At 69.2% G+C, this 19,276-nt stretch carries 17 protein-coding genes and 1 riboswitch; of the genes, 9 read left to right on the forward strand and 8 right to left on the reverse strand.

Annotated features, from left to right (window positions below; genetic code table 11):
* On the reverse strand, positions 1–1,109 hold a 1,109-nt coding region (locus DQP58_RS20675), incomplete at its 3' end, for a PPE family protein (protein ID WP_133259410.1).
* 185 nt (positions 1,110–1,294) lie between these two features.
* Positions 1,295–1,475: riboswitch (cobalamin riboswitch) on the reverse strand.
* Between the two features lie 44 nt (positions 1,476–1,519).
* Complete coding sequence (locus DQP58_RS20680; RefSeq protein WP_112710077.1) at positions 1,520–3,115, reverse strand: PucR family transcriptional regulator; 1,596 nt, start codon at positions 3,113–3,115, stop codon at positions 1,520–1,522.
* 83 nt (positions 3,116–3,198) lie between these two features.
* On the opposite strand from DQP58_RS20680, the gene pruA reads away from it, so the two are divergent.
* Together pruA and DQP58_RS20690 are read left to right on the forward strand one after the other, a co-directional pair.
* The gene (pruA, locus tag DQP58_RS20685) at positions 3,199–4,830 is read left to right on the forward strand and encodes an L-glutamate gamma-semialdehyde dehydrogenase (RefSeq protein ID WP_112710078.1); all 1,632 of its coding nucleotides are present in this window, start codon (positions 3,199–3,201) and stop codon (positions 4,828–4,830) included.
* Complete coding sequence (locus tag DQP58_RS20690) at positions 4,830–5,801, forward strand: proline dehydrogenase family protein (RefSeq protein WP_112710079.1); 972 nt, start codon at positions 4,830–4,832, stop codon at positions 5,799–5,801. Before pruA ends, DQP58_RS20690 begins: the two co-directional genes overlap by 1 nt.
* Positions 5,802–5,906: 105 nt before the next feature.
* Here the strand turns inward: DQP58_RS20690 and DQP58_RS20695 are convergent, their stop codons facing one another.
* From DQP58_RS20695 to DQP58_RS20715, 5 genes are all read right to left on the reverse strand, one after another.
* Positions 5,907–6,506, reverse strand: coding sequence for a TetR/AcrR family transcriptional regulator (locus DQP58_RS20695; RefSeq protein WP_112710080.1), 600 nt, complete (start codon positions 6,504–6,506; stop codon positions 5,907–5,909).
* Between the two features lie 94 nt (positions 6,507–6,600).
* Entirely contained in the window at positions 6,601–7,782 is a 1,182-nt protein-coding gene (locus DQP58_RS20700; RefSeq protein WP_112710081.1) for a lipid-transfer protein, read from the reverse strand.
* Positions 7,779–8,240 (reverse strand): MaoC family dehydratase, encoded by a 462-nt coding sequence (locus DQP58_RS20705; protein WP_112710082.1) that lies wholly within the window; start codon positions 8,238–8,240, stop codon positions 7,779–7,781. The genes DQP58_RS20700 and DQP58_RS20705 overlap by 4 nt, the downstream gene beginning before the upstream one ends.
* 82 nt (positions 8,241–8,322) lie before the next feature.
* Complete coding sequence (locus DQP58_RS20710; RefSeq protein ID WP_112710083.1) at positions 8,323–8,721, reverse strand: Zn-ribbon domain-containing OB-fold protein; 399 nt, start codon at positions 8,719–8,721, stop codon at positions 8,323–8,325.
* A complete protein-coding gene (locus tag DQP58_RS20715; RefSeq protein WP_112710084.1) occupies positions 8,721–9,266 on the reverse strand; it encodes an FAS1-like dehydratase domain-containing protein in 546 nt (181 codons plus the stop codon). Before DQP58_RS20715 ends, DQP58_RS20710 begins: the two co-directional genes overlap by 1 nt.
* A gap of 190 nt (positions 9,267–9,456) precedes the next feature.
* Here DQP58_RS20715 and DQP58_RS20720 point away from each other — a divergent pair, with 190 nt between their 5' ends.
* The 4 genes from DQP58_RS20720 to DQP58_RS20735 all read left to right on the forward strand — a co-directional run bounded on the left by DQP58_RS20720 (position 9,457) and on the right by DQP58_RS20735 (position 14,887).
* Positions 9,457–10,917 (forward strand): aldehyde dehydrogenase family protein, encoded by a 1,461-nt coding sequence (locus tag DQP58_RS20720; RefSeq protein WP_112710085.1) that lies wholly within the window; start codon positions 9,457–9,459, stop codon positions 10,915–10,917.
* 133 nt (positions 10,918–11,050) lie between these two features.
* Entirely contained in the window at positions 11,051–11,959 is a 909-nt protein-coding gene (locus DQP58_RS20725) for an alpha/beta fold hydrolase (RefSeq protein WP_112710086.1), read from the forward strand.
* Positions 11,960–11,987: 28 nt separating this feature from the next.
* Positions 11,988–13,403, forward strand: a complete 1,416-nt coding sequence (locus DQP58_RS20730) for an acyl-CoA synthetase (protein WP_112710087.1) — start codon at positions 11,988–11,990, stop codon at positions 13,401–13,403.
* A gap of 191 nt (positions 13,404–13,594) precedes the next feature.
* Positions 13,595–14,887 (forward strand): MFS transporter, encoded by a 1,293-nt coding sequence (locus DQP58_RS20735; protein ID WP_112710091.1) that lies wholly within the window; start codon positions 13,595–13,597, stop codon positions 14,885–14,887.
* Between the two features lie 9 nt (positions 14,888–14,896).
* Here the strand turns inward: DQP58_RS20735 and dapD are convergent, their stop codons facing one another.
* The gene (dapD, locus tag DQP58_RS20740; RefSeq protein ID WP_112710088.1) at positions 14,897–15,850 is read right to left on the reverse strand and encodes a 2,3,4,5-tetrahydropyridine-2,6-dicarboxylate N-succinyltransferase; all 954 of its coding nucleotides are present in this window, start codon (positions 15,848–15,850) and stop codon (positions 14,897–14,899) included.
* A gap of 291 nt (positions 15,851–16,141) precedes the next feature.
* Between dapD and DQP58_RS27425 the strand changes: the two genes are divergently transcribed.
* From DQP58_RS27425 to dapE, 3 genes are read left to right on the forward strand one after another with little or no spacing between them, the layout of a single operon-like run.
* Positions 16,142–16,948 carry a PPE family protein, SVP subgroup gene (locus DQP58_RS27425; RefSeq protein WP_112710092.1) on the forward strand — a complete coding sequence of 269 codons (807 nt, stop codon included), beginning with the start codon at positions 16,142–16,144 and terminating at the stop codon, positions 16,946–16,948.
* 34 nt (positions 16,949–16,982) lie between these two features.
* On the forward strand, positions 16,983–18,125 hold the full coding sequence (locus DQP58_RS20750) for a PPE family protein (RefSeq protein WP_112710089.1): 1,143 nt from the start codon (positions 16,983–16,985) through the stop codon (positions 18,123–18,125).
* Positions 18,126–18,180: 55 nt separating this feature from the next.
* Positions 18,181–19,245: a succinyl-diaminopimelate desuccinylase gene (gene dapE / locus DQP58_RS20755; RefSeq protein ID WP_112710090.1), complete on the forward strand. Its 1,065-nt coding sequence runs from the start codon at positions 18,181–18,183 to the stop codon at positions 19,243–19,245.
* Positions 19,246–19,276 lie beyond the last annotated feature (31 nt).

Genomic DNA, 19,276 nt, shown 5'->3' on the forward strand with positions numbered 1-19,276 from the left:
ATCGGCACGACCGGGATGGCGTGCAGCCCGGCCAAACCCGTCAGGCCCGCCAAGCCCCCCACCAAGGTGGGGACGACCAACGGAACCACCGCGACGGTCAGCAGCGGCGCGATGAGCGGGATCAGCACGATCATCTGCTCGAGCAGCGTCTTGATCAATGCGATGGTGTCGGTGATGACCGTGCCGATCACCTCGATGGTGGTGAACAGCAGGGCCCACGCGATCGTGGCGGGGTTACCCGAGGCGAACGCCGCCGCAAGGTCGGCGGCGACGAAGCTGAACATCTGCGCCAGATAGCCGAAGTACGAACCGAAATCCATCGGGTAGCCGAGCGCGAACGCGATGTTGAACGGGTTCAGGAAGCTCAGCGGATTGCCGAGCGACGGCAGCCACGGGTCGAACCCGGAAAACAGGGACTGCAGGAACGGGTTGTTCATCAGCTGGTCGATCAACGGCTGGATGTAGGTGTTGTAGAAGTCGACAAACCCGCTCTGCTGCAACCAGTCCAGCCACTGGTTCTGCGTGTCCGGGGGATAGGGCGACTGTTCCGCGGTGGCGGCCAGCGCGGTGGCTCGCATGACCTGTGGCGCCGCTTCGGCTTGCGGCGTGGCGGCCACCGCGGCCGTCGCGACACCCTGGTAGGTGCTCATCACGGTGGCGGCCTGGACCCACATCCGCGCGTAGTCGGATTCGTTCACCGCGATCGGGATGGTGTTGATGCCAAAGAAATTGGTCGCCGTCAAGACCGCGTGGGTGGCGTGGTTGGCGGCCAACTCGGGCAGCGTCGGCATAGCTGCCAGCGCCGCGGTGTAGGCGGCGGCCGCAATGTCGTGTTGGGCGGCCACGGCCGCACTGTCCGCGCTGGACTGCACCAACCACCCCAGATACGGCGCGTGCGCGGCCACGTATGCCGCGGCGCTCGGGCCGTCCCAGCTGCCGGCATGCGCTGCGCCCACCAGCGCGGCCAGCTCGTCCGCCGACTCCGCATATGCCTGGCTCAGCGACGTCCAGGCCGCCGCGGCGGCCAGCAGCGAGCCGGGTCCCGGTCCGCTGCACAGCAGCGCCGAATGCACTTCCGGAGGGGAGGCCATCCAGATCGGGGCGGTCATCGATCGTGGCCCTCGGCCGTGCCGAAACCTCTTGGCGGGGCGGCGAAGTGGATCGAGCCGGGGGGCTCGGCTCCCGGGGCAACAGAACGGGCGCGGCTAGGCGTCGAAGTGGTGGCAGCGGTAACGGCCACCCATGCCGGAACAGACATGGAGGTTGGCAGCTCTCTCGGGGTGCACCGCCCCGGGTCGCAGGACGCAATGACGCAAGTGTCCTGGCTCTCGGATCGCTGCTCGCCTCGCCTTCCGACTTCTCAGCCGTGGCCGTTGAGGGTCGCTCCCCGATGACAGTGGCGGGACCGCGCCGGATTCACACCGGCTTCCTACATCGTCATCACCTTACGGGTGGCATTGTTGCATCCGCGTCGTCCAAAAGCGAGCTAATCGCGCGAGAGCTCCCCGGTGATGACCGCTCAACGCGCGTTCAGGACGCGCAGCCCCAGCGAAAACAGCAGCCGCACCTCGGGATCGGCCAGCGACGTCGACAACGATTTCTCGATCCGGCGCACCCGGTAGCGAACCGTGTTCGGATGCACCCGCAACGCTTGCGCGGCCGCGGCGATGTCGCCGAAGGCGTCCAGGTAGGTCCGCAACGTCTCGGCCAGCACCGGCTCGTCGTCGCGCAGCGCCACGATCCGCGGATCGATCAGGCGCTCGTCGCCGCCGATCAGCGTGACGATCTCGTCGAGCAAGACGGTGGTGCGGGCCTCGGCGAGCGACGTCACCTGACCGAACGAAATCGGGTGCCGCTCAGCGCTGTCCAGCACGCGGTCCACCTCGATGCGGGCCGCGCGCACCCCGGCAAGGCCGGCGACCGGTGCGGCGATGGCCGCCCGCAGTTGCACCCCGAGTTCGGTGCGCATGGCTGCGATGGTGCCACGGACCCACGAGGCGACCGAGCGGTTCTGCGGCTGGGGCAGGAGCACATATGTGCGCGCGCCGTTCGAGCCGACCTGAGCGTCGCGTCGAAAAGCGCTGGCGCTCAGCGCAATGACGTCGGCGATCCGCGCGTGACGGGGTGAACCGTCCGCCGCGTCCCAGCCGATCAGGGCCGCGTCGCCGTCGGCGGCGAGGCCCAGTTCGCGGGCGATCGCGGCCACGTCAACGTGGCCAAGGGTTTCCGCGTCGGCCACGCCAAGCAGTTGCTGCACCCGCCGCGCGTGGGTGGAGGGCCGGGCCGCCAGCCGCGACATGATGCGGGCGGCCAGCACGGCGGCGCCGCGCAACATCTCTTCGGCGTCGTCGGCCAGGGGTTGCGACCCTTGCTGCACCCAGATGGTTCCGGCGAACACCGGCGGTTGCCGCGCATCGGGCGCGGGCTGGTGGATCCCGACGGCCAGTCGGGGACGCAGCCCCAACTCGGGGCGCTCGGCGACGCGGACCACCTCGCCGCCGGACCGCAACGCATCGAAGATGCCCCATTGGCCGATCCACTCGAGATGCTCGGGCGGACCGGCCCTGCCCAGGATGGACAGGCGGCGCAGCTCGTCGGCCTCGTCGTTGGACGCCGAATAGGCCAAGACGTGCGACTGAGCGTTTTCGATGCTGACCATGCCGTGGATGCGGTCGGCGAGCGACTGCGCCAGCCCGAACAGATCGGTGCCCGAGTCGTCCATGGCGCCGGCGCGGTCCCCGTGATGTTCGAGCACATGGTTGACCAGCTGATAGAGCCGCTCCCAGCGGGCCCGCGGGTCGACCGCCACCACGGCCGAACCGGCGGCGACGGCCTTGGCCACCAGGGCATCCGGCGGTCCTTTGGCGAAGATGGCCGCGGGCACGCGGTCGCGCGCCTGCTTGTCCATCCAGCGCAGCGCCTCGTCGTCGGCGACACCCAACAGGAAGAAGACGTCGGCCGAACCCGCCGCGGCTGCCAGCCCCAGCCGCACGTCGTCGCTGTCGATCAGCGCCGCCGAGGCCACCGGCAGGTCCAGGCCCCGGGGAGCGTCGACCAGGCTCACCAGGGTCGCGTCCAGCGCGAGGAGCAGCTGTCCCAGCCCCACACCGGCCATGTTGTCCGATTCTACTAGCGATAGCGGACTGTATTATCCGATCGGCTAAATCTTTGCGGCGTGTACGCGAGGACCCTGGCAGCATGGACGCGATAACTCAGGTCCCGATGCCGGCCAACGAGCCGGTCCACGACTATGCGCCGCACTCCCCGGAACGCGACCGCCTTGTCGCCCAACTGGCGCTGCTGGCCGACCACCCGATCGATCTCCCGCATGTCATCGGCGCTGCCCACCGGATGGGCGACGGTGAACGCATCGATGTGGTGCAGCCGCACCGGCACGCCGCGCAGCTGGGCACCCTGACCAACGCGGCGCACGCCGACGCGACGGCGGCAATCGAGGCCGCGATGGCCGCGAAAAGCACTTGGGCGGCAATGCCGTTCGATGAGCGCGCGGCGGTGTTCCTGCGCGCCGCCGACCTGCTGGCCGGGCCCTGGCGGGAGAAGATCGCCGCCGCCACGATGCTCGGCCAATCCAAGTCGGTCTATCAGGCCGAGATCGATTCGCCGTGCGAGCAGATCGATTTCTGGCGCTTCAATGTGTCGTTCGCCCAACAGATCCTGGCCCAGCAGCCGATCAGCGGGCCGGGCGAGTGGAATCGCAGCGATTACCGCCCGCTGGATGGCTTCGTGTATGCGATCACGCCGTTCAACTTCACCTCGATCGCGGGCAACCTGCCGACCGCGCCGGCGCTGATGGGCAACACCGTGGTGTGGAAGCCCTCGATCGCTCAGACATTGTCGGCCTACCTCACCATGCAACTGCTCGAGGCGGCGGGGTTACCGCCCGGGGTGATCAACCTGCTGACCGGCGACGGGCTGGCCGTCTCCGATGTGGCGCTGGCCGATCCGCGGCTGGCCGGCATCCACTTCACCGGGTCGACGGCCACCTTCCAGCAGCTGTGGCAGCGGGTGGGCGCCAATATCGGTCGCTACCAGAGCTATCCGCGGCTGGTCGGCGAGACCGGTGGCAAGGACTTCGTCGTCGCCCACGCCTCGGCGCGCCCGGATGTGTTGTGCACGGCGTTGATTCGCGGCGCGTTCGACTACCAGGGCCAGAAATGCTCGGCGGCGTCGCGGGCGTTCATCGCGCGGTCGGCGTGGCGCCGCATGGGTGACGACTTCCTGGGCAAGACCGCCGCGCTGCGCTACGGCGATGTCACCGACCTGACCAACTACGGGGGAGCGCTGATCGACCGGCGCGCCTACATCAAGAACGTCGACGCCATCGAGCGGGCCAAGGGCGCGCCGCACGTCACCATCGCCGTCGGCGGCGAATACGACGACCGCGAGGGCTATTTCGTGCGCCCCACGGTGCTGCTGTCCGACGACCCAACCGACGAGTCGTTCGCGACGGAGTACTTCGGCCCGCTGCTGTCGGTGCACGTGTACCCCGACGCCGACTACGAGCGGATCCTCGACGTCGTCGACACCGGGTCGCGGTACGCGCTGACCGGCGCGGTCATCGCCGACGACCGCGCGGCCGTGCTGACCGCCCAGCACCGGCTTCGGTTCGCCGCCGGGAATTTCTACGTCAACGACAAGCCGACCGGCGCGGTCGTCGGGCGCCAGCCGTTCGGGGGATCCCGCGGTTCGGGCACCAACGACAAGGCGGGATCGATGCTGAACATGTTGCGCTGGACGTCGGCACGCACCATCAAGGAGACGTTCATCCCGGCGACCGACCACACCTATCCGCACATGGGCGCCGACTGATGGCCGGGCTGTTCGCCGCCACGCTGCGCCCGGCGATCATGGCCGCCGGCCGCCGCGACGGGTTGCGCCGCGCCGCCGAGCGCTTACCGGTCACCCGCCGCGTGGTGCGACGCTTCGTCCCCGGGGAGACGATCGACTCCGCGCTGAACGGCGTTGCCGCGCTGCGCGGTTCGGGTCGCCTCGTCAGCGTCGACTATCTGGGCGAGGACGTCACCGACGCGGACGGCGCCGACGCCGCCGTGCGGACCTACCTGGATCTGATCGACCGGTTGGGTGGGCTCGACACGGCCGGCAAGGCGGTGCGTCCGCTGGAAGTCTCGGTCAAGCTGTCGGCGCTCGGGCAGTCGCTCGAGCGCGATGGCGAAAAGATCGCCCGCGAGAACGCGTGGTCGATCTGCGACGCCGCCCGGCGCGCGGGCGTCTGGGTGACGGTGGACGCCGAGAACCACACCACCACCGAGTCGACGCTGTCCATCGTGCGCGACCTGCGGGCCGAATTTCCCTGGCTGGGCGTGGTTTTGCAGGCGTACCTGCGGCGCACCCTGGGCGACTGCCGGGAATTCGCGGCCGCCGGTGCCCGGGTCAGGCTGTGCAAGGGCGCCTACGACGAACCCGCCGCGGTGGCCTACCGGAAACCCGCCGAGGTCACCGACTCCTATCTGGCGTGCCTTTCGGAATTGATGGCCGGCGCCGGCTACCCGATGGTGGCTACGCACGACCTGCAGATCATCGGCGCGGTGCCCGGCATCGTGCGTGAAACAGGGCGTCGCAGCGGTGAATTCGAATACCAGATGCTCTATGGCATTCGCGACGACGAGCAACGGCGCCTTGCATCGCGCGGCCAGCAGGTCCGGGTGTACGTCCCGTTCGGTACCCAGTGGTACGGCTACTTCATGCGCCGACTCGCCGAGCGGCCCGCAAATTTGGCCTTTTTCCTGCGAGCTCTGGCGCGGCGAGGCCATCGCGTGTGAATCGTTGGCATCGAGTGTTAACACCGGGCGGCGACACGCCGATGATCACCGCCAAGGATTCACCCTCAAGACCCTGGACGCACACTACGAGGCCGTAGACGCCGCTCAACGCCGGCGCGAGCGGTCGCTGGCGAACCCGCGCACCACATGGGCGCGAACGAATTCGGCTGCCACGTCGGGATTATCCATGTCCAGCGTCGAGGACGGCGTGCTGAACAGGGAGAACAGGATGCGCGCGAACCATTCACCGGCGGCCTCGATGTCGAGGTCCTTGCGCACCTCGCCGGTGAGGCGGGCGGCCGACAGGTAGGGGGCGAAGAACTCGACGCATTCGCGCAGCAGCACCGCGGCGTCCTTGGTCAGCAACAGGCTGATGGCGTCCTCGTCGAAGTACTTTTCCGAAGCGATGACCCGCCGTGCCTGGGTGACGAAAACGGCTGCCGAACACAGCTTGTCCTCCAGCGTGCCGCCGCGGTCCATCGCCTTGGTCATCTCGCGGTAGAACCGCTGCGACGCGTGCTCGGCGCACGCCTCGACGATCGAGGCCTTGTCGGAGAAGTATTCGTAGATCGTGCTGCGAGATACGCCGGCGTGCTTGGCGATGTCGACGATGGTCGCCTTCTGCAATCCCTGCTTGCCGAAGCACGCGAACGCCGACTCCACGATGAGCTCGCGAGTGTCGGCGGTGTGAGGCGCCTGGGTCATCGCGAAGCAGCACTTCGGGGCATCGGCCCGGCATAGCCCGGGCCGAACGCGGCGTGGGCGGTCAGGAGCGTGAGCCTGGGCATGGCGAATCGCCTCACCCGGCCGGTGCGAGGATCAGGCCGCTGGTCGGCACCCCGGTTCCGGACGTGACCAGCACGTGTTCGACGCCCTCGACCTGGTTGTACGCCGTGCCGCGCACCTGGCGCACCCCCTCGGTGATGCCGTTCATGCCGTGGATGTAAGCCTCGCCGAGCAGGCCGCCGTTGGTGTTGATCGGGAATTCTCCGCCCAGCGACAGCCGCTCGACCGTGGCGAAATCCTTGGCCTCGCCGCGCCCGCAGAACCCGAGCTCCTCGAGCTGGGCGAACACGAACGGCGTGAAATGGTCGTAGATGAAGGCGGTCTGGATGTCTTGGGGCTTGAGGCCGGAGTCGCGCCACAGCTGGCGGGCCACCACACCCATCTCCGGCAGGCCGGTGATCTCGTCGCGGTAGTAGCTGGTCATCATCTCGCCGTTGTGGGCCGCGCCCTGGGCCGCCGCGGTGATGATCGCCGGCGGCTGGCGCAGGTCGCGGGCGCGTTCGGCGCTGGTGATCACCAGCGCCACACCGCCGTCACTCTCCTGGCAGCAATCTAGCAGGCGCAGTACGGGTTCGACGATCCAGCGCGAATTCTGGTGGTCTTCCAGGGTGATCGGGCGCTGATAGAACCAGGCGTCGGGGTTGGTCGCCGCGTGCTTGCGGTCGACGACCGCGACCCTGCCGAAGTCGGAGTTGGTGACGCCGTACGTCGACATGTAGCGCTGGGCGTGCATCGCGACCCAGGCCGCGGGGGTGAGTAGCCCGAACGGCGCGTAATGCGCCATGAACAACGGGGTTTCGGCCATGCTACGTCCGCTGCCGCCGAACCGGAAGCCGGAGCGTTCGTTGAAGGCGCGCCAGCACACCACCACGTCGGCGACACCGGTGGCGACCGCCATCGCCGCGTGCACGACGGTGCCGGCGGCCGCGCCGCCGCCGTGGTGCACGCGGGAAAAGAAGCTCAGGTCGCCGATGCCCACGTTGCGGGCGATGTCGATCTCGTCGCTGGAATCCATGGTGAACGTGACCATGCCGTCGACGTCGCCGGGGTCCAGGCCGGCGTCGTCGAGGGCGGCGCTGACCGCCTCGCACGCCAACTGCAGCTCGCTGCGCCCGGATTCCTTGGAGAACTCCGTCTGTCCGATCCCGACGATGGCGCAGCTTCCGGGAAGGCTGCCCGGACCCGTCCGGCTCATGCGGCCACCCAGTCGAGCAGGCTGAGCACTGCGGTGCCGGACACGTGATCGCCCAGGCTGTTGGAACCCTTGAACGTCACCTCGACGAAGTTCTCGGCCGGCGGCGGCCCTTTAGGGCCTTGAGTCTTGCCGGTGACGCTGCCGGTGAACCGCAGCGGATCGTCCGGAAAGCACGGCACCCCCAGGCGAATCGACAGGTTCTTCACCATCGCTTCGGGGCCGGCCCAGTCGGTGAGGAAGCGCACGCAGTAGCCGTTGGTGGTCAGGATGTTCATGAACAGATTGGGTGAGCCTTGTTTCTTCGCGTAGTCGCGGTCGTGATGCACCGGCATGAAGTCCCGGGTGGCGATCGCCCCGGCGACGATCATCGTTGTGGTGATCGGGATTTCGAGCGGCGTGACCTCGTCACCGATTGAGATGTCTCGCCAATGCAGAGTGCGGTTTGCGGTGGTCGTCATGCGGGTCCCTCCGAATAGGTTGCGCCGAGGTGGGCCAGCTGCGCCGAAGCCGGACCGAAGAGGTCGAAAACCATGACCGCGCTTAGCCTCGCGGCCGGAATTGATGCAGCACCAGGCCGTCATCGAATGTCTGGTAGTAGATTTCGACGGGCAGTCCGGGTGTCACCTCGGACGGATCGATGCCGGTCAGGTTGGATACCAGCCGTACCCCTTCCTCGAGTTCCACCAACGCAACAACGTAGGGATAGTCGAAGAACGGGAACTTGGGTTCGTGCGGCATCACGTAGCTGTAGACGCTGCCGCGCCCCGACGACTCGATCGCCTCCCATTCGAGCGAGCGGCAGTGCGGGCACATCGGCCGCGGCGGGTGACGCAGCTGCCCACAACCGCCGCAGCGCTGGATCAGGAGCTTGTTGTCCCGCAACCCGTTCCAGAAGAATTCGGTGTCCGGCGTGATCGCCGGCGCCAGACGGGCCGCCATCAGCTCGCCGGCCTGAATCGCAGCACCCGGAATCGCTGCCGCCCCAGCACCTCACCGTGCTGATCGGTGTAGGTGGTCAGCCAGGTCAGGAAGAATCCGGTCCCCAGCGCCGTCTTCTTCTCGTCGGAGACCGACTCGTAGACCGTCGTCGCACTGATCTCGTCGCCGAGCCGCGGGTAGCGCTCGATCTCGAACTCCGAATTGGTCGCCACCGTGCTGGTGTAACCTGCCTCGTCGAGGAATGCCGTTGGGTTGCTTTTGATCTCGATCGGGGCCCCGCCCCGTTCGCCGATTCCCTCCAGGATCGGCGAGGGCATCGTCCAAGTTTGTAGCATAACCGGCGGCGACACGATGCCGCCGAACCGTGACGAGGTCGCGAACTCCGGGTCGAGGTATACCGGGTTCATGTCGGCCATCGCGTACGCCCAGTGCCGGATCATCGGCTGGTTCACCGGGTCCGGTGCCAGCGAGGGTTTTCCGGTGCCGCCGGTCGGCTGCCCGACGAGGGCCCGCACCTTGGCGCTAACGGTTTCTGAGTCGGTCACGTAGCAAGCCCCTCTCCCAGGACACCTGGATCCGACAGATTGCAACGATCTGTCTCGCGAGTTGTGTGTACTCTGCGCCGTCGCGTGGTGTCAATACAACATCAAAGTGCGTAAAGAGCTCGGGAATTCGGTGATTGACGGCGCCCGCTGGGGCGAGTACACCAAGTGATCAGATGACCGGAGGAAGCACATGGCCGATTCGCCCGCTCTCGTTCAGACCTATCAGCTCTACATCGACGGCGACTGGGTCGACCCGCAGGACGGCCGTTATGACGACATCTCCCCGTCCACCGAGGACGTGATCGCCACGGCGCCCGACGCCAGCGTCGCCCAGGTCGGTGACGCGATCGCCGCCGCGCGCCGCGCCTTCGACAGCGGACCCTGGCGCACCATGAGCGCCGAGCAGCGCGCCGCGTGCCTCAACCAGTTGGGCGAGGCGCTGAGCAAACATGCCGACGACTTCTTCGCGCTGTCTCAGTCGGAGTGGGGCTGCGTTTTCAACGAGCGCATCATGCAGATCGACGGCGCCGCGTTCATGTCACTGCACGCCGCCCAGCTAGCCACCCAACTGACCGACCAAGAGGTCACCGGCATGGGCGCCGGAAGGACGTTATTGCGTCATGAGCCGCTGGGTGTCGTATCGGTGCTGACGCCGTGGAACTTCCCGCACTGTCTCAACGTGATGAAGCTCAATCATGCTCTGGCAGCGGGTAATACCGTCGTGCTCAAGCCCTCGCCGCTGACGCCGTTGGCTGGGCTGGCGCTCGCGCGGATCATCGCCGAACACACCGACATCCCGCCGGGCGTGGTCAACGTCGTCACGCCCTCCGGGGTCGAGGCGGCCAAGCTGCTGACCACCGATCCGCGGATCGACATGGTGAGCTTCACCGGCAGCTCGGTGGTCGGCCGCCAGGTCATGGCCGCCGCCGGGGACACGATGAAGCGGATCCTGCTCGAACTCGGCGGCAAGTCCGCCAGCATCGTCCTCGACGACGCGCAGGTCACCGACGAGGTGCTGCAGCAGCTGCTGTTCGACTGCTGCTCGCTGCACGCCGGACAGGCCTGCATTCTGCACAGCCGGCTGCTGCTGCCCGATTCGCTGCACGACGACGTCGTCGACCGGCTCGCCGCGCTGGCCCGCGAGGTCAAGGTGGGCGATCCCACCGATCCCGACGTGCAGATGGGTCCGCTGATCAGCGCGGCGCAGCGGGACCGGGTCGAGGCGCACGTCGCCGGTGCCCTCGACGAGGGTGCGAAGCTTATAACCGGCGGTGGCCGTCCGCCCGGCTTGGACATCGGCTTCTACTTCGAGCCGACGATTCTGTCCGATGTGGAGCCGAACTCGACTATCGCGCAAGAGGAAGTGTTCGGTCCGGTGTTGACGGTGTTGCGTTACCGCGACGACGACGATGCGGTCGCCATCGCGAACAACTCGCAGTACGGGCTCTCCGGGGCGGTGTGGGGCGGCGACGTCGACCGCGCCGTGGGCGTCGCGCGCCGCATCCGTACCGGACAGATTGCGGTCAACGGCTGCGGTCCGGGCGGCGCGCCGTTCGGTGGCTTCAAGCTCAGCGGGCTCGGGCGAGAGGGCGGGGGAATCGGTGGCTTGCACCAGTACATGGAGCCGATGGCCATCGGCGTTCCCGCGTGACGGGTCCGCCGACGGCACGCCGGGGACCGGCGGGTCGTGACGCCCTGGGCGAAGGGGCGTCGGCCGCCCGCCCCGGTGCTTGACGCCTAACCGGCCTTTTGTAAACCGCTCGTAACATGCCAAGCTGCTCGACATGGTCATCGAGATCGCCCGCCCCAAACTCGAGGGAAACGTCGCCGTCGGCGCAGACCGCCAGATCGGCTTCGCCGAGTTCGGCGACCCGCAGGGGCGCGCGATGTTCTGGCTGCACGGCACCCCGGGTGCCCGCCGGCAGATCCCCGTCGAGGCCCGCGTTTACGCCGAGCAACACAACATCCGGTTGATCGGCCTCGACCGGCCCGGCATCGGGTCGTCGACGCCGCACCGGTATAAGAACATCCGGGCGTTCGCCGAAGACCTGCGGACCATCGCGGACACGCTCGGCGTCGACAAAATGGCCGTCATCGGCCTGTCCGGCGGCGGCCCGTATGCGCTCGCGTCCGCCGCGGTGCTGTCCGATCGGGTCGTTGCCTGCGGCGTGCTCGGCGGCGTCGCGCCGTTCCTCGGCGACGAAGGCATCACCAGCGGCCTGATGAACCTGGGCAAGCGGGTGGCGCCGCTGTTGAAGTTGGGCGGTGACCCGCTGCGGATCGGCGCGAGCCTGCTGGTCCGGTCGATCCGCCCGGTCGCCAACACCGCGCTGTACCTGTACGCCGCGATCTCGCCAGAAGGCGACCGGCGCCTGCTCACCCGGCCGGAGTTCGGCGCCATGTTCCTCGACGACCTGCTCAACGGCAGCCGCAAGCAGCTCGCGGCCCCGTTCAACGACGTCATCCTGTTCACGCAGGACTGGGGATTCCGGCTCGATGAGGTCAAGGTTCCGGTGCGCTGGTGGCACGGCGACAGCGACCACATCGTGCCGTTCAGGCACGGTCAGCACGTGGTGTCGTTGCTGCCCGACTGCGAACTGATCGTGCTGCCCGGCGAAAGCCACCTCGGCGGGCTGGGCCGCGGCGAGGAGATCCTGTCGACCCTGACGAAGATCTGGGACGAGAAGGGCTGACCCTGCCTGCGCCGGGTAGCCTGCTGACGTGCTGCTGGCGTCCCTCGATCCCTCCGCCCTGACCGCCACCGATATCGCCGACGCGGTGCGCATCGACGGCGCGGTGCTCAGCCGCAGCGATCTCGTCGGCGCCGCCACCTCGGTGGCCGAACGGGTCGGCGGCGCTGGCCGCGTCGCCATCCTGGCCGCGCCGACCGCCGCGACGGTGCTTGCGGTCACCGGCTGCCTGATCGCCGGGGTGCCCTTCGTGCCGGTGCCCGCCGACGTCGGCGCTGCCGAACGAAGGCACATGCTCACCGATTCGGCGGTGCAGGCGTGGCTGGGGCCGGCGCCGGACGAAACCGAGGGGCTGCCCCACATCCCGGTGCGCCTGCACGCCCGCTCCTGGCACCGCTACGCCGAACCCTCGCCCGACGCCACCGCGATGATCATCTACACCTCCGGGACCACCGGGCCGCCCAAGGGCGTGGTGCTGAGCCGGCGGGCGATCGCGGCCGACCTCGACGCCCTGGCGCAGGCCTGGCAGTGGACTGCCGACGACGTCCTGGTGCACGGATTGCCGCTGTTTCACGTGCACGGACTGGTGCTGGGGCTGCTCGGGTCGCTGCGGATCGGGAATCGCTTCATCCACACCGGAAAGCCGACACCGCAGGGCTACGCGCAGGCCGGCATCGACCACGGCGGCACGCTGTTCTTCGGGGTGCCCACCGTGTGGTCGCGGGTGGGCGCCGACGAGACGGCCGCCCGGGCGCTGCGTCCGGCGCGGCTATTGGTCTCGGGCAGCGCGCCCCTGCCGGTTCCGGTGTTCGACCGGCTGGCCGGGCTCACCGGTCATCAGCCCATCGAACGCTACGGCGCCTCGGAATCGCTGATCACGCTGTCCACGCGCGCCGACGGCGAGCGGCGCCCGGGCTGGGTGGGGCTGCCGCTGTCCGGTGTGCAGACCCGGGTGGTCGACGACGAGGGCGCGCTGGTGCCGCACGACGGGGAGACCGTCGGCAAGCTGCACGTGCGCGGGCCGATGATGTTCGACGGCTACCTCAACCGGCCGGACGCCACCGCCGAGGCGTTCGACGCAGACGGCTGGTATCGCACCGGCGACGTCGCGGTGATCGACGCCGAGGGGATGCACTGCATCGTCGGGCGCGAATCGGTCGACCTGATCAAGTCCGGCGGCTATCGCATCGGCGCGGGCGAGATCGAGACGGTGCTGCTCGGGCATCCGGGTGTCGCCGAGGCGGCGGTCGTCGGGATGCCCGACGCGGATCTGGGGCAGCGCATCGTCGCGTTCGTCGTCGGGTCGGCCGCCGGCGACGAACTGATCGATTATGTCGCGCAAGAGCTTTCGGTGCACAAACGCCCACGTGAGGTCCGCATCGTGGACGCGCTGCCGCGCAACGCCATGGGCAAGGTCCTCAAAAAGCGGCTGTTGACCGAAGGCTGAGCGGCCGCGCAGCCGGCTGGGCGCGCGGTCCGCCGGACGCGAAGACACGCAGCAAGTTGCCAGCTTCAGCGCCGAGCGTCGTCGCGAAGCGTCACCTACCGTCGTATCCGTGTATCGATGCAACCGGACAATGCGCGGCCACCGTGGGTGAGCCCACCCCGTCCGTGGTCGCCGCCGCCGCGCCTACCACCATGCGCCGGATCGCGGCCGCCTGTCTGGTGGGCTCGGCGATCGAGTTCTACGACTTTCTGATCTACGGCACCGCGGCGGCACTGGTGTTTCCCACGGTGTTCTTCCCGGGCCTGGGCTCGACGGTGGCCACCATCGCCTCGATGGCGACGTTCGCGACGGCGTTCCTGTCTCGCCCGCTGGGCGCGGCCGTCTTCGGATACTTCGGCGACCGGCTGGGCCGGAAGAAGACGTTGGTGGCCACCCTGCTGATCATGGGCGCCTCGACCGTCAGCGTGGGCCTGGTGCCCAGCACGGCGTCGATCGGGATCGCCGCGCCCCTGACCCTCGTCGTCCTGCGGTTGTTCCAGGGGTTCGCCGTCGGCGGTGAATGGGCCGGGTCCGTCCTGCTGAGCGCCGAATACGCGCCCGCCGGCAAGCGCGGCTGGTACGGCATGTTCACCTCGCTCGGCGGTGGGACGGCGGGAATACTGGCCAGCCTGACCTTCCTGGCCGTCAGCCTCACCATGGGCGAGAGCAGCCCCGCCTTCATGCAGTGGGGATGGCGGGTGCCGTTCCTGATCAGCAGCGCGCTGATCGGCATCGCCCTCTATGTGCGGCTCAACATCGACGAAACCCCGCTGTTCGTGGAGGAGAAGGCCCGCAACCTGGTGCCCAAAGCGCCGCTGGCCGAGCTGATTCGGTTGCAGCGGCGTGAGATCGTGCTCGTCGCCGGCAGCTTCCTGGGCGGCATGGGGTTGATCTACCTGGGCAACACCTTCCTGGTCATGTACGCCCACTCGCAGCTGGGCTACTCGCGCAGCTTCATCTGGGGCGTCGGCGCGCTGGCCGGGCTGACGAGTATCGCGTTCGTGTCGTTCGGGGCATGGCTGTCCGATCGAGTCGGGCGCCGCCGGGTGATGCTGTGCGGCTTGGCGGCGTGTCTGCCGTGGTCGTTCGTGGTCATCCCGCTGATGGACACCGGCAATCCCGTCATGTACGCGGTCGCGGTGCTGGGCATGTTCGCCTGCGCGGCGGTGGCCAACGGCCCCACCGGCGCCTTCGTTCCCGAACTGTTCGCCACGCGCTATCGGTACAGCGGCGCGGCCGTGGCGATGAACCTGGCCGGCATCCTCGGCGCCGCCGTGCCGCCGCTGCTGGCGGGCAGCCTGCTGGCCACCTACGGCAGCTGGGCGATCGGGCTCATGATGGCGACCCTCGTCGTGGCCAGTTTCGTGTCGGTCTACCTGCTGCCCGAAACCAAGGGGACCACGCTTCGCGCGCCGACCGTCGAGAAGGTCCCCGTCGACCTGTAGGGCCGCGCGTCAGTTGGCGTGCAAGTCCTCGTTGAGGGCGATGCCCTGGCCGCCGCGGGCCACCACTTCGACCGCCCCGCTCACCGAATTGCGGCGGAACAACAGGTTGTTGCCACCGGACAGCTCCAGGGCCTTCATCGTTTTGCCTTCGGGCGTAACGACTTTGGTGCCCGCGGTGACATACAGGCCCGCCTCGACGACGCAGTCGTCGCCCAATGAGATGCCCAGGCCCGCGTTGGCGCCCAGCAGGCACCGCTTGCCGATCGAAATCACCTCGGTGCCACCGCCGGAGAGCGTGCCCATGATCGAGGCCCCGCCCCCGATGTCGGAACCGTCGCCCACCACCACGCCCGCGGAGATGCGTCCCTCGACCATCGACGCCCCCAGCGTGCCGGCGTTGTAGTTGACGAAACCCTCGTGCATCACCGTGGTGCCCGGCGCCAGGTGGGCGCCGAGGCGTACCCGGTCGGCGTCGGCGATGCGCACCCCGGCCGGCAGCACGTAGTCGACCATCCGCGGGAACTTGTCGACGCCGTAGACCGTCACCGGCCCGTGGCGGCGCAGCCGGGCCCGGACCGCCTCGAATCCCTCGACGGCGCACGGCCCGCGATTAGTCCAGACCACATTGGTCAATACCCCGAAGAAGCCGCCGGCGTTCAGTCCGTGCGGCGCCACCAGCCGGTGCGAGAGCAGATGCAATCGCAGGTAGGCGTCGTAGGCGTCGGCGGCCACGTCGTCCAGCGAGCCGATGACCGTGCGTACGGCAACGGTCTCGGTGCCGCGGTCGTCGTCGCGTCCGATCAGCGCGGTCAGCTCCGGGGGAATGTCGGACAGCGCCAGCCGCGACGTCGCGCTGGTGCCCGAATCGGTCAGTTCCGGTGCGGGAAACCATGTGTCGAGGATCGATCCGTCGGCGGCCAGCGTTGCCAGGCCGATCCCTTCGGCACCTGCTGCTCTTGTCACGGCGGTCAGGTTACTTCGTGGGCCGCGCCCCGATCCGCGCGCCCCGCGGGCCGACCGCAGCGGGAACGGCCTCTGGTGTGCAAAGTCTCACGGGGGCAAGGCAATTGCTAGCCGCCGGTGTCACGCGGGCGTTCGCGGCGGTCAGCCCCGCAGGTCCCAGCAGGTCAGCGGCGTGAATTCCGCCGTTTCGGGTACGTAGCTTCCGGGGGTCCGCGGGTCGTTTCTGGCCTTGTCGCGGGGTTTGTTGTCGCCGGTCCGTAGCGGCCGCCTGATTTGCCGGAGGAGAAAAACATGTCCTTTGTCACCACACGGCCCGAGGCGCTGCTCGCCGCGGCGAGCACCCTCGAAGGGCTCGGCTCGTCGATGGCCGCCCAGGATGCCGCGGCCGCGGCGCCCACCACCAGCATCGCTCCCGCGGCCGCCGACGAGGTGTCCGCGCTGCAGGCCGCCCAATTCTCGGCCTACGGCGCCTGGTACCAGCAGGTCAGCGCCCAGGCCAGGGCGATTCACCAGACGCTGGTCAACAACCTGGACAGCAACGCCGACTCCTATGGAACGACGGAATCCGCCAACCAGGTGACCACCAGCGCCGCGGCGCTACAGCAGTTTGCACCCGCCGCCGCATCCGCCGACCCACCGCCAGGGGACGCCGCCCTCGGCACCGAGATCGAATGGGGTCAAAACGTCGGCGCCGCCGCATCCGACTTCATCACCTTGGGCGAGGGACAATTCGCGCCCGTCCCCGGCGCATCCGGTATCCCGAACCTGACCGGCGACATCGGCGCGGCAACCGCGGCGAGCGCGCCCGCCCCCACCGGCATGGGTGCGGCGCCGGTGCTGGCGAGCGTCGGCCAAGGGCCCTCGATCGGTGCCTTAGCGGTGCCACCCAGTTGGGCGGCAACCGGTGTCCCCGTGGGGAATCCGACCGCGGCGGCGCTGACCGGCGCGGGCTTGCCCAGCGCCGCGCCCCACACCGCGTCGGTGACCACCGTTCCCGGTGGCCTGCCGTCGATGGCCACCACCGGGCGCGGGGGCTACGGCCTGGGCGCCCCCCGTTACGGCGTCAAGCCCACCGTGATGCCCACCCCGACCGTCTAGCACCCACCCCACACCTGAGAACAGGAGTACGGCAATGACTTTCGATTTCGGGGCACTGCCCCCAGAGGTGAATTCCCTGCGCATGTACACCGGCGCGGGCGCCGGGCCGATGATGGCCGCCGCGGCGGCGTTCAGCAGCCTGGCCGACGAACTGAGCACGACCGCCGCGGCCAGTCAGGCGGCGATCGCGAATCTCACCGGCGACGAGTGGATGGGCCCGTCCTCGGTCGCGATGACCACCGCCGCCCAACCGTATGTGCAGTGGATGCACACCACCGCCGGCCAGCTGCAGCAGGCCGCGGCCCAGGCCATGGCATCGGCGGCCGCCTACGAGGCGGCGTTCGCGATGACCGTGCCGCCGCCACTGGTCGCGGCCAACCGGGCGCAGCTGGCGGCCCTGGTCGCGACCAACGTCCTCGGCCAGAACACCGCGGCTATCGCCGCCACCGAGGCGCAGTACGGCGAGATGTGGGCTCAGGACGCCGCCGCGATGTACGGCTACGCGGCGTCGTCCGCCGCGGCGGCCCGGCTGAGCCCGTTGACGTCACCGGCGCCCACCAACAGCCCGGGCGGGTTGGGCGTGCAGACCGCCGCCACGACCGCGCAGACGAGCGGGCTGCGCGGGGTTGTCTCCAACGTGCCCGACGCCGTGCAGTCGTTCGCCGCACCGGCCGCGGCGCCGGCCGCATTGCCCGGCGCGGCGGGGAGCGCGCTGGACAGCGTGCTCGGCGACCCGGTCGTGTCCAACGTCGGCAACGCCGGTTTCGACGTGGTGTCCTGGAACGTGTTCAACACCATCGTGTCCAACATCCTCTACAACCACACCCTCGACGCGGCGGCTTCGGCCAGCCTGGCGGGCGGGGTCGGCGGTAACGCCCTGGTGAGCGCGGCGGCCCCGGTCAGCACCGCGGGCGTGGGCGCTGCACCGGTGCTGGCCAGCATGGGCGCGGCGACCCCGGTCGGCGGATTGTCGACCCCCGCCGCGTGGTCGGCGGCCACACCACGGATCCCGGCCGAGACCGTCGCGAGCACGGGCTGGACCGCACCAGCCGAAGAGGCGCACACGACGTGGGCGTCCGGCATGCCGGCCGTCGCCTCGGCGGGGCGCGGCGGTTACGGGATGGGGCCGCGCTACGGCGTCAAACCCAAGGTGATGCCCACGCGGTTGCTCGTCTAGCGCACGCGGTGTTCGGCGCCGTTCGCCATGAGCGGCGACGGATTATCGTTAGACCGTGCTGGACTTACGCGGAGACCCGATCGCGCTGACTGCGGCGCTGGTCGACATCCCCAGCGAATCGCGGGACGAAACGCGGCTGGCCGACGAGGTCGAGGCCGCGCTGCGAGCCCAGACGTCCGGGTTCGAGATCGTCCGCAACGGCAATGCCGTGCTGGCCCGCACCCACCATCAGCGGCCGTCGCGGGTACTGCTGGCCGGGCACCTCGACACCGTGCCGGTGGCCGCGAACCTGCCCAGCCGCCGGGAGGGCGGCGACCTGTACGGCTGTGGCACGGCGGACATGAAGTCCGGCGACGCGGTCTTCCTCCATCTCGCCGCCACCGTGGCCGACCCGGTGCACGACCTCACCCTGGTGATGTACGACTGCGAGGAAATCGAGGCCGCCGCAAACGGATTGGGCCGCATCGAACATGAGCTGCCGGATTGGCTGTCCGCCGATGTGGCCATCCTGGGCGAGCCCAGCGGCGGCTACATCGAAGCCGGCTGCCAGGGCACCCTGCGCGTGGTGGTCAGCGCCACCGGGACCCGCGCCCATTCGGCGCGATCCTGGTTGGGAGACAATGCGATTCACAAGCTGGGCGCCGTGCTGGAACGGCTGGCCAGATACCAGGCCCGCAGCGTCGAGATCGACGGCTGCGTCTACCGCGAGGGCCTGTCGGCGGTGCGCATCGACGGTGGTGTGGCGGGCAACGTCATCCCCGACGCGGCCGCGGTGACCGTCAATTTCCGTTTCGCCCCGGACCGGTCGCTGCCCGACGCGCTGCAACACGTGCACGACGTGCTCGCCGGGCTGGACGTGCACATCGAACAGACCGACGCGGCGGCCGGCGCGCTGCCCGGGCTGTCCCAACCCGCCGCCAAGGCCTTGGTCGAGGCGGCCGGCGGCAACGTCCGGGCCAAGTACGGCTGGACCGACGTGGCGCGGTTCGCCGCCCTGGGCATACCGGCGGTCAACTTCGGGCCCGGCGATCCCAACCTGGCGCACAAGCGCGACGAGCGGGTCGCGGTCGACAACATCACCGCCGCGGTCGACGTGCTGCGCGGCTACCTGAGCGGCTAGGCGTTCCCGCCCCCGCATCGCTGCGCCTGCG

This window comes from Mycobacterium colombiense (genome assembly GCF_003284975.1).
GTDB classification, from domain to species: Bacteria; Actinomycetota; Actinomycetes; order Mycobacteriales; family Mycobacteriaceae; genus Mycobacterium; species Mycobacterium europaeum_A.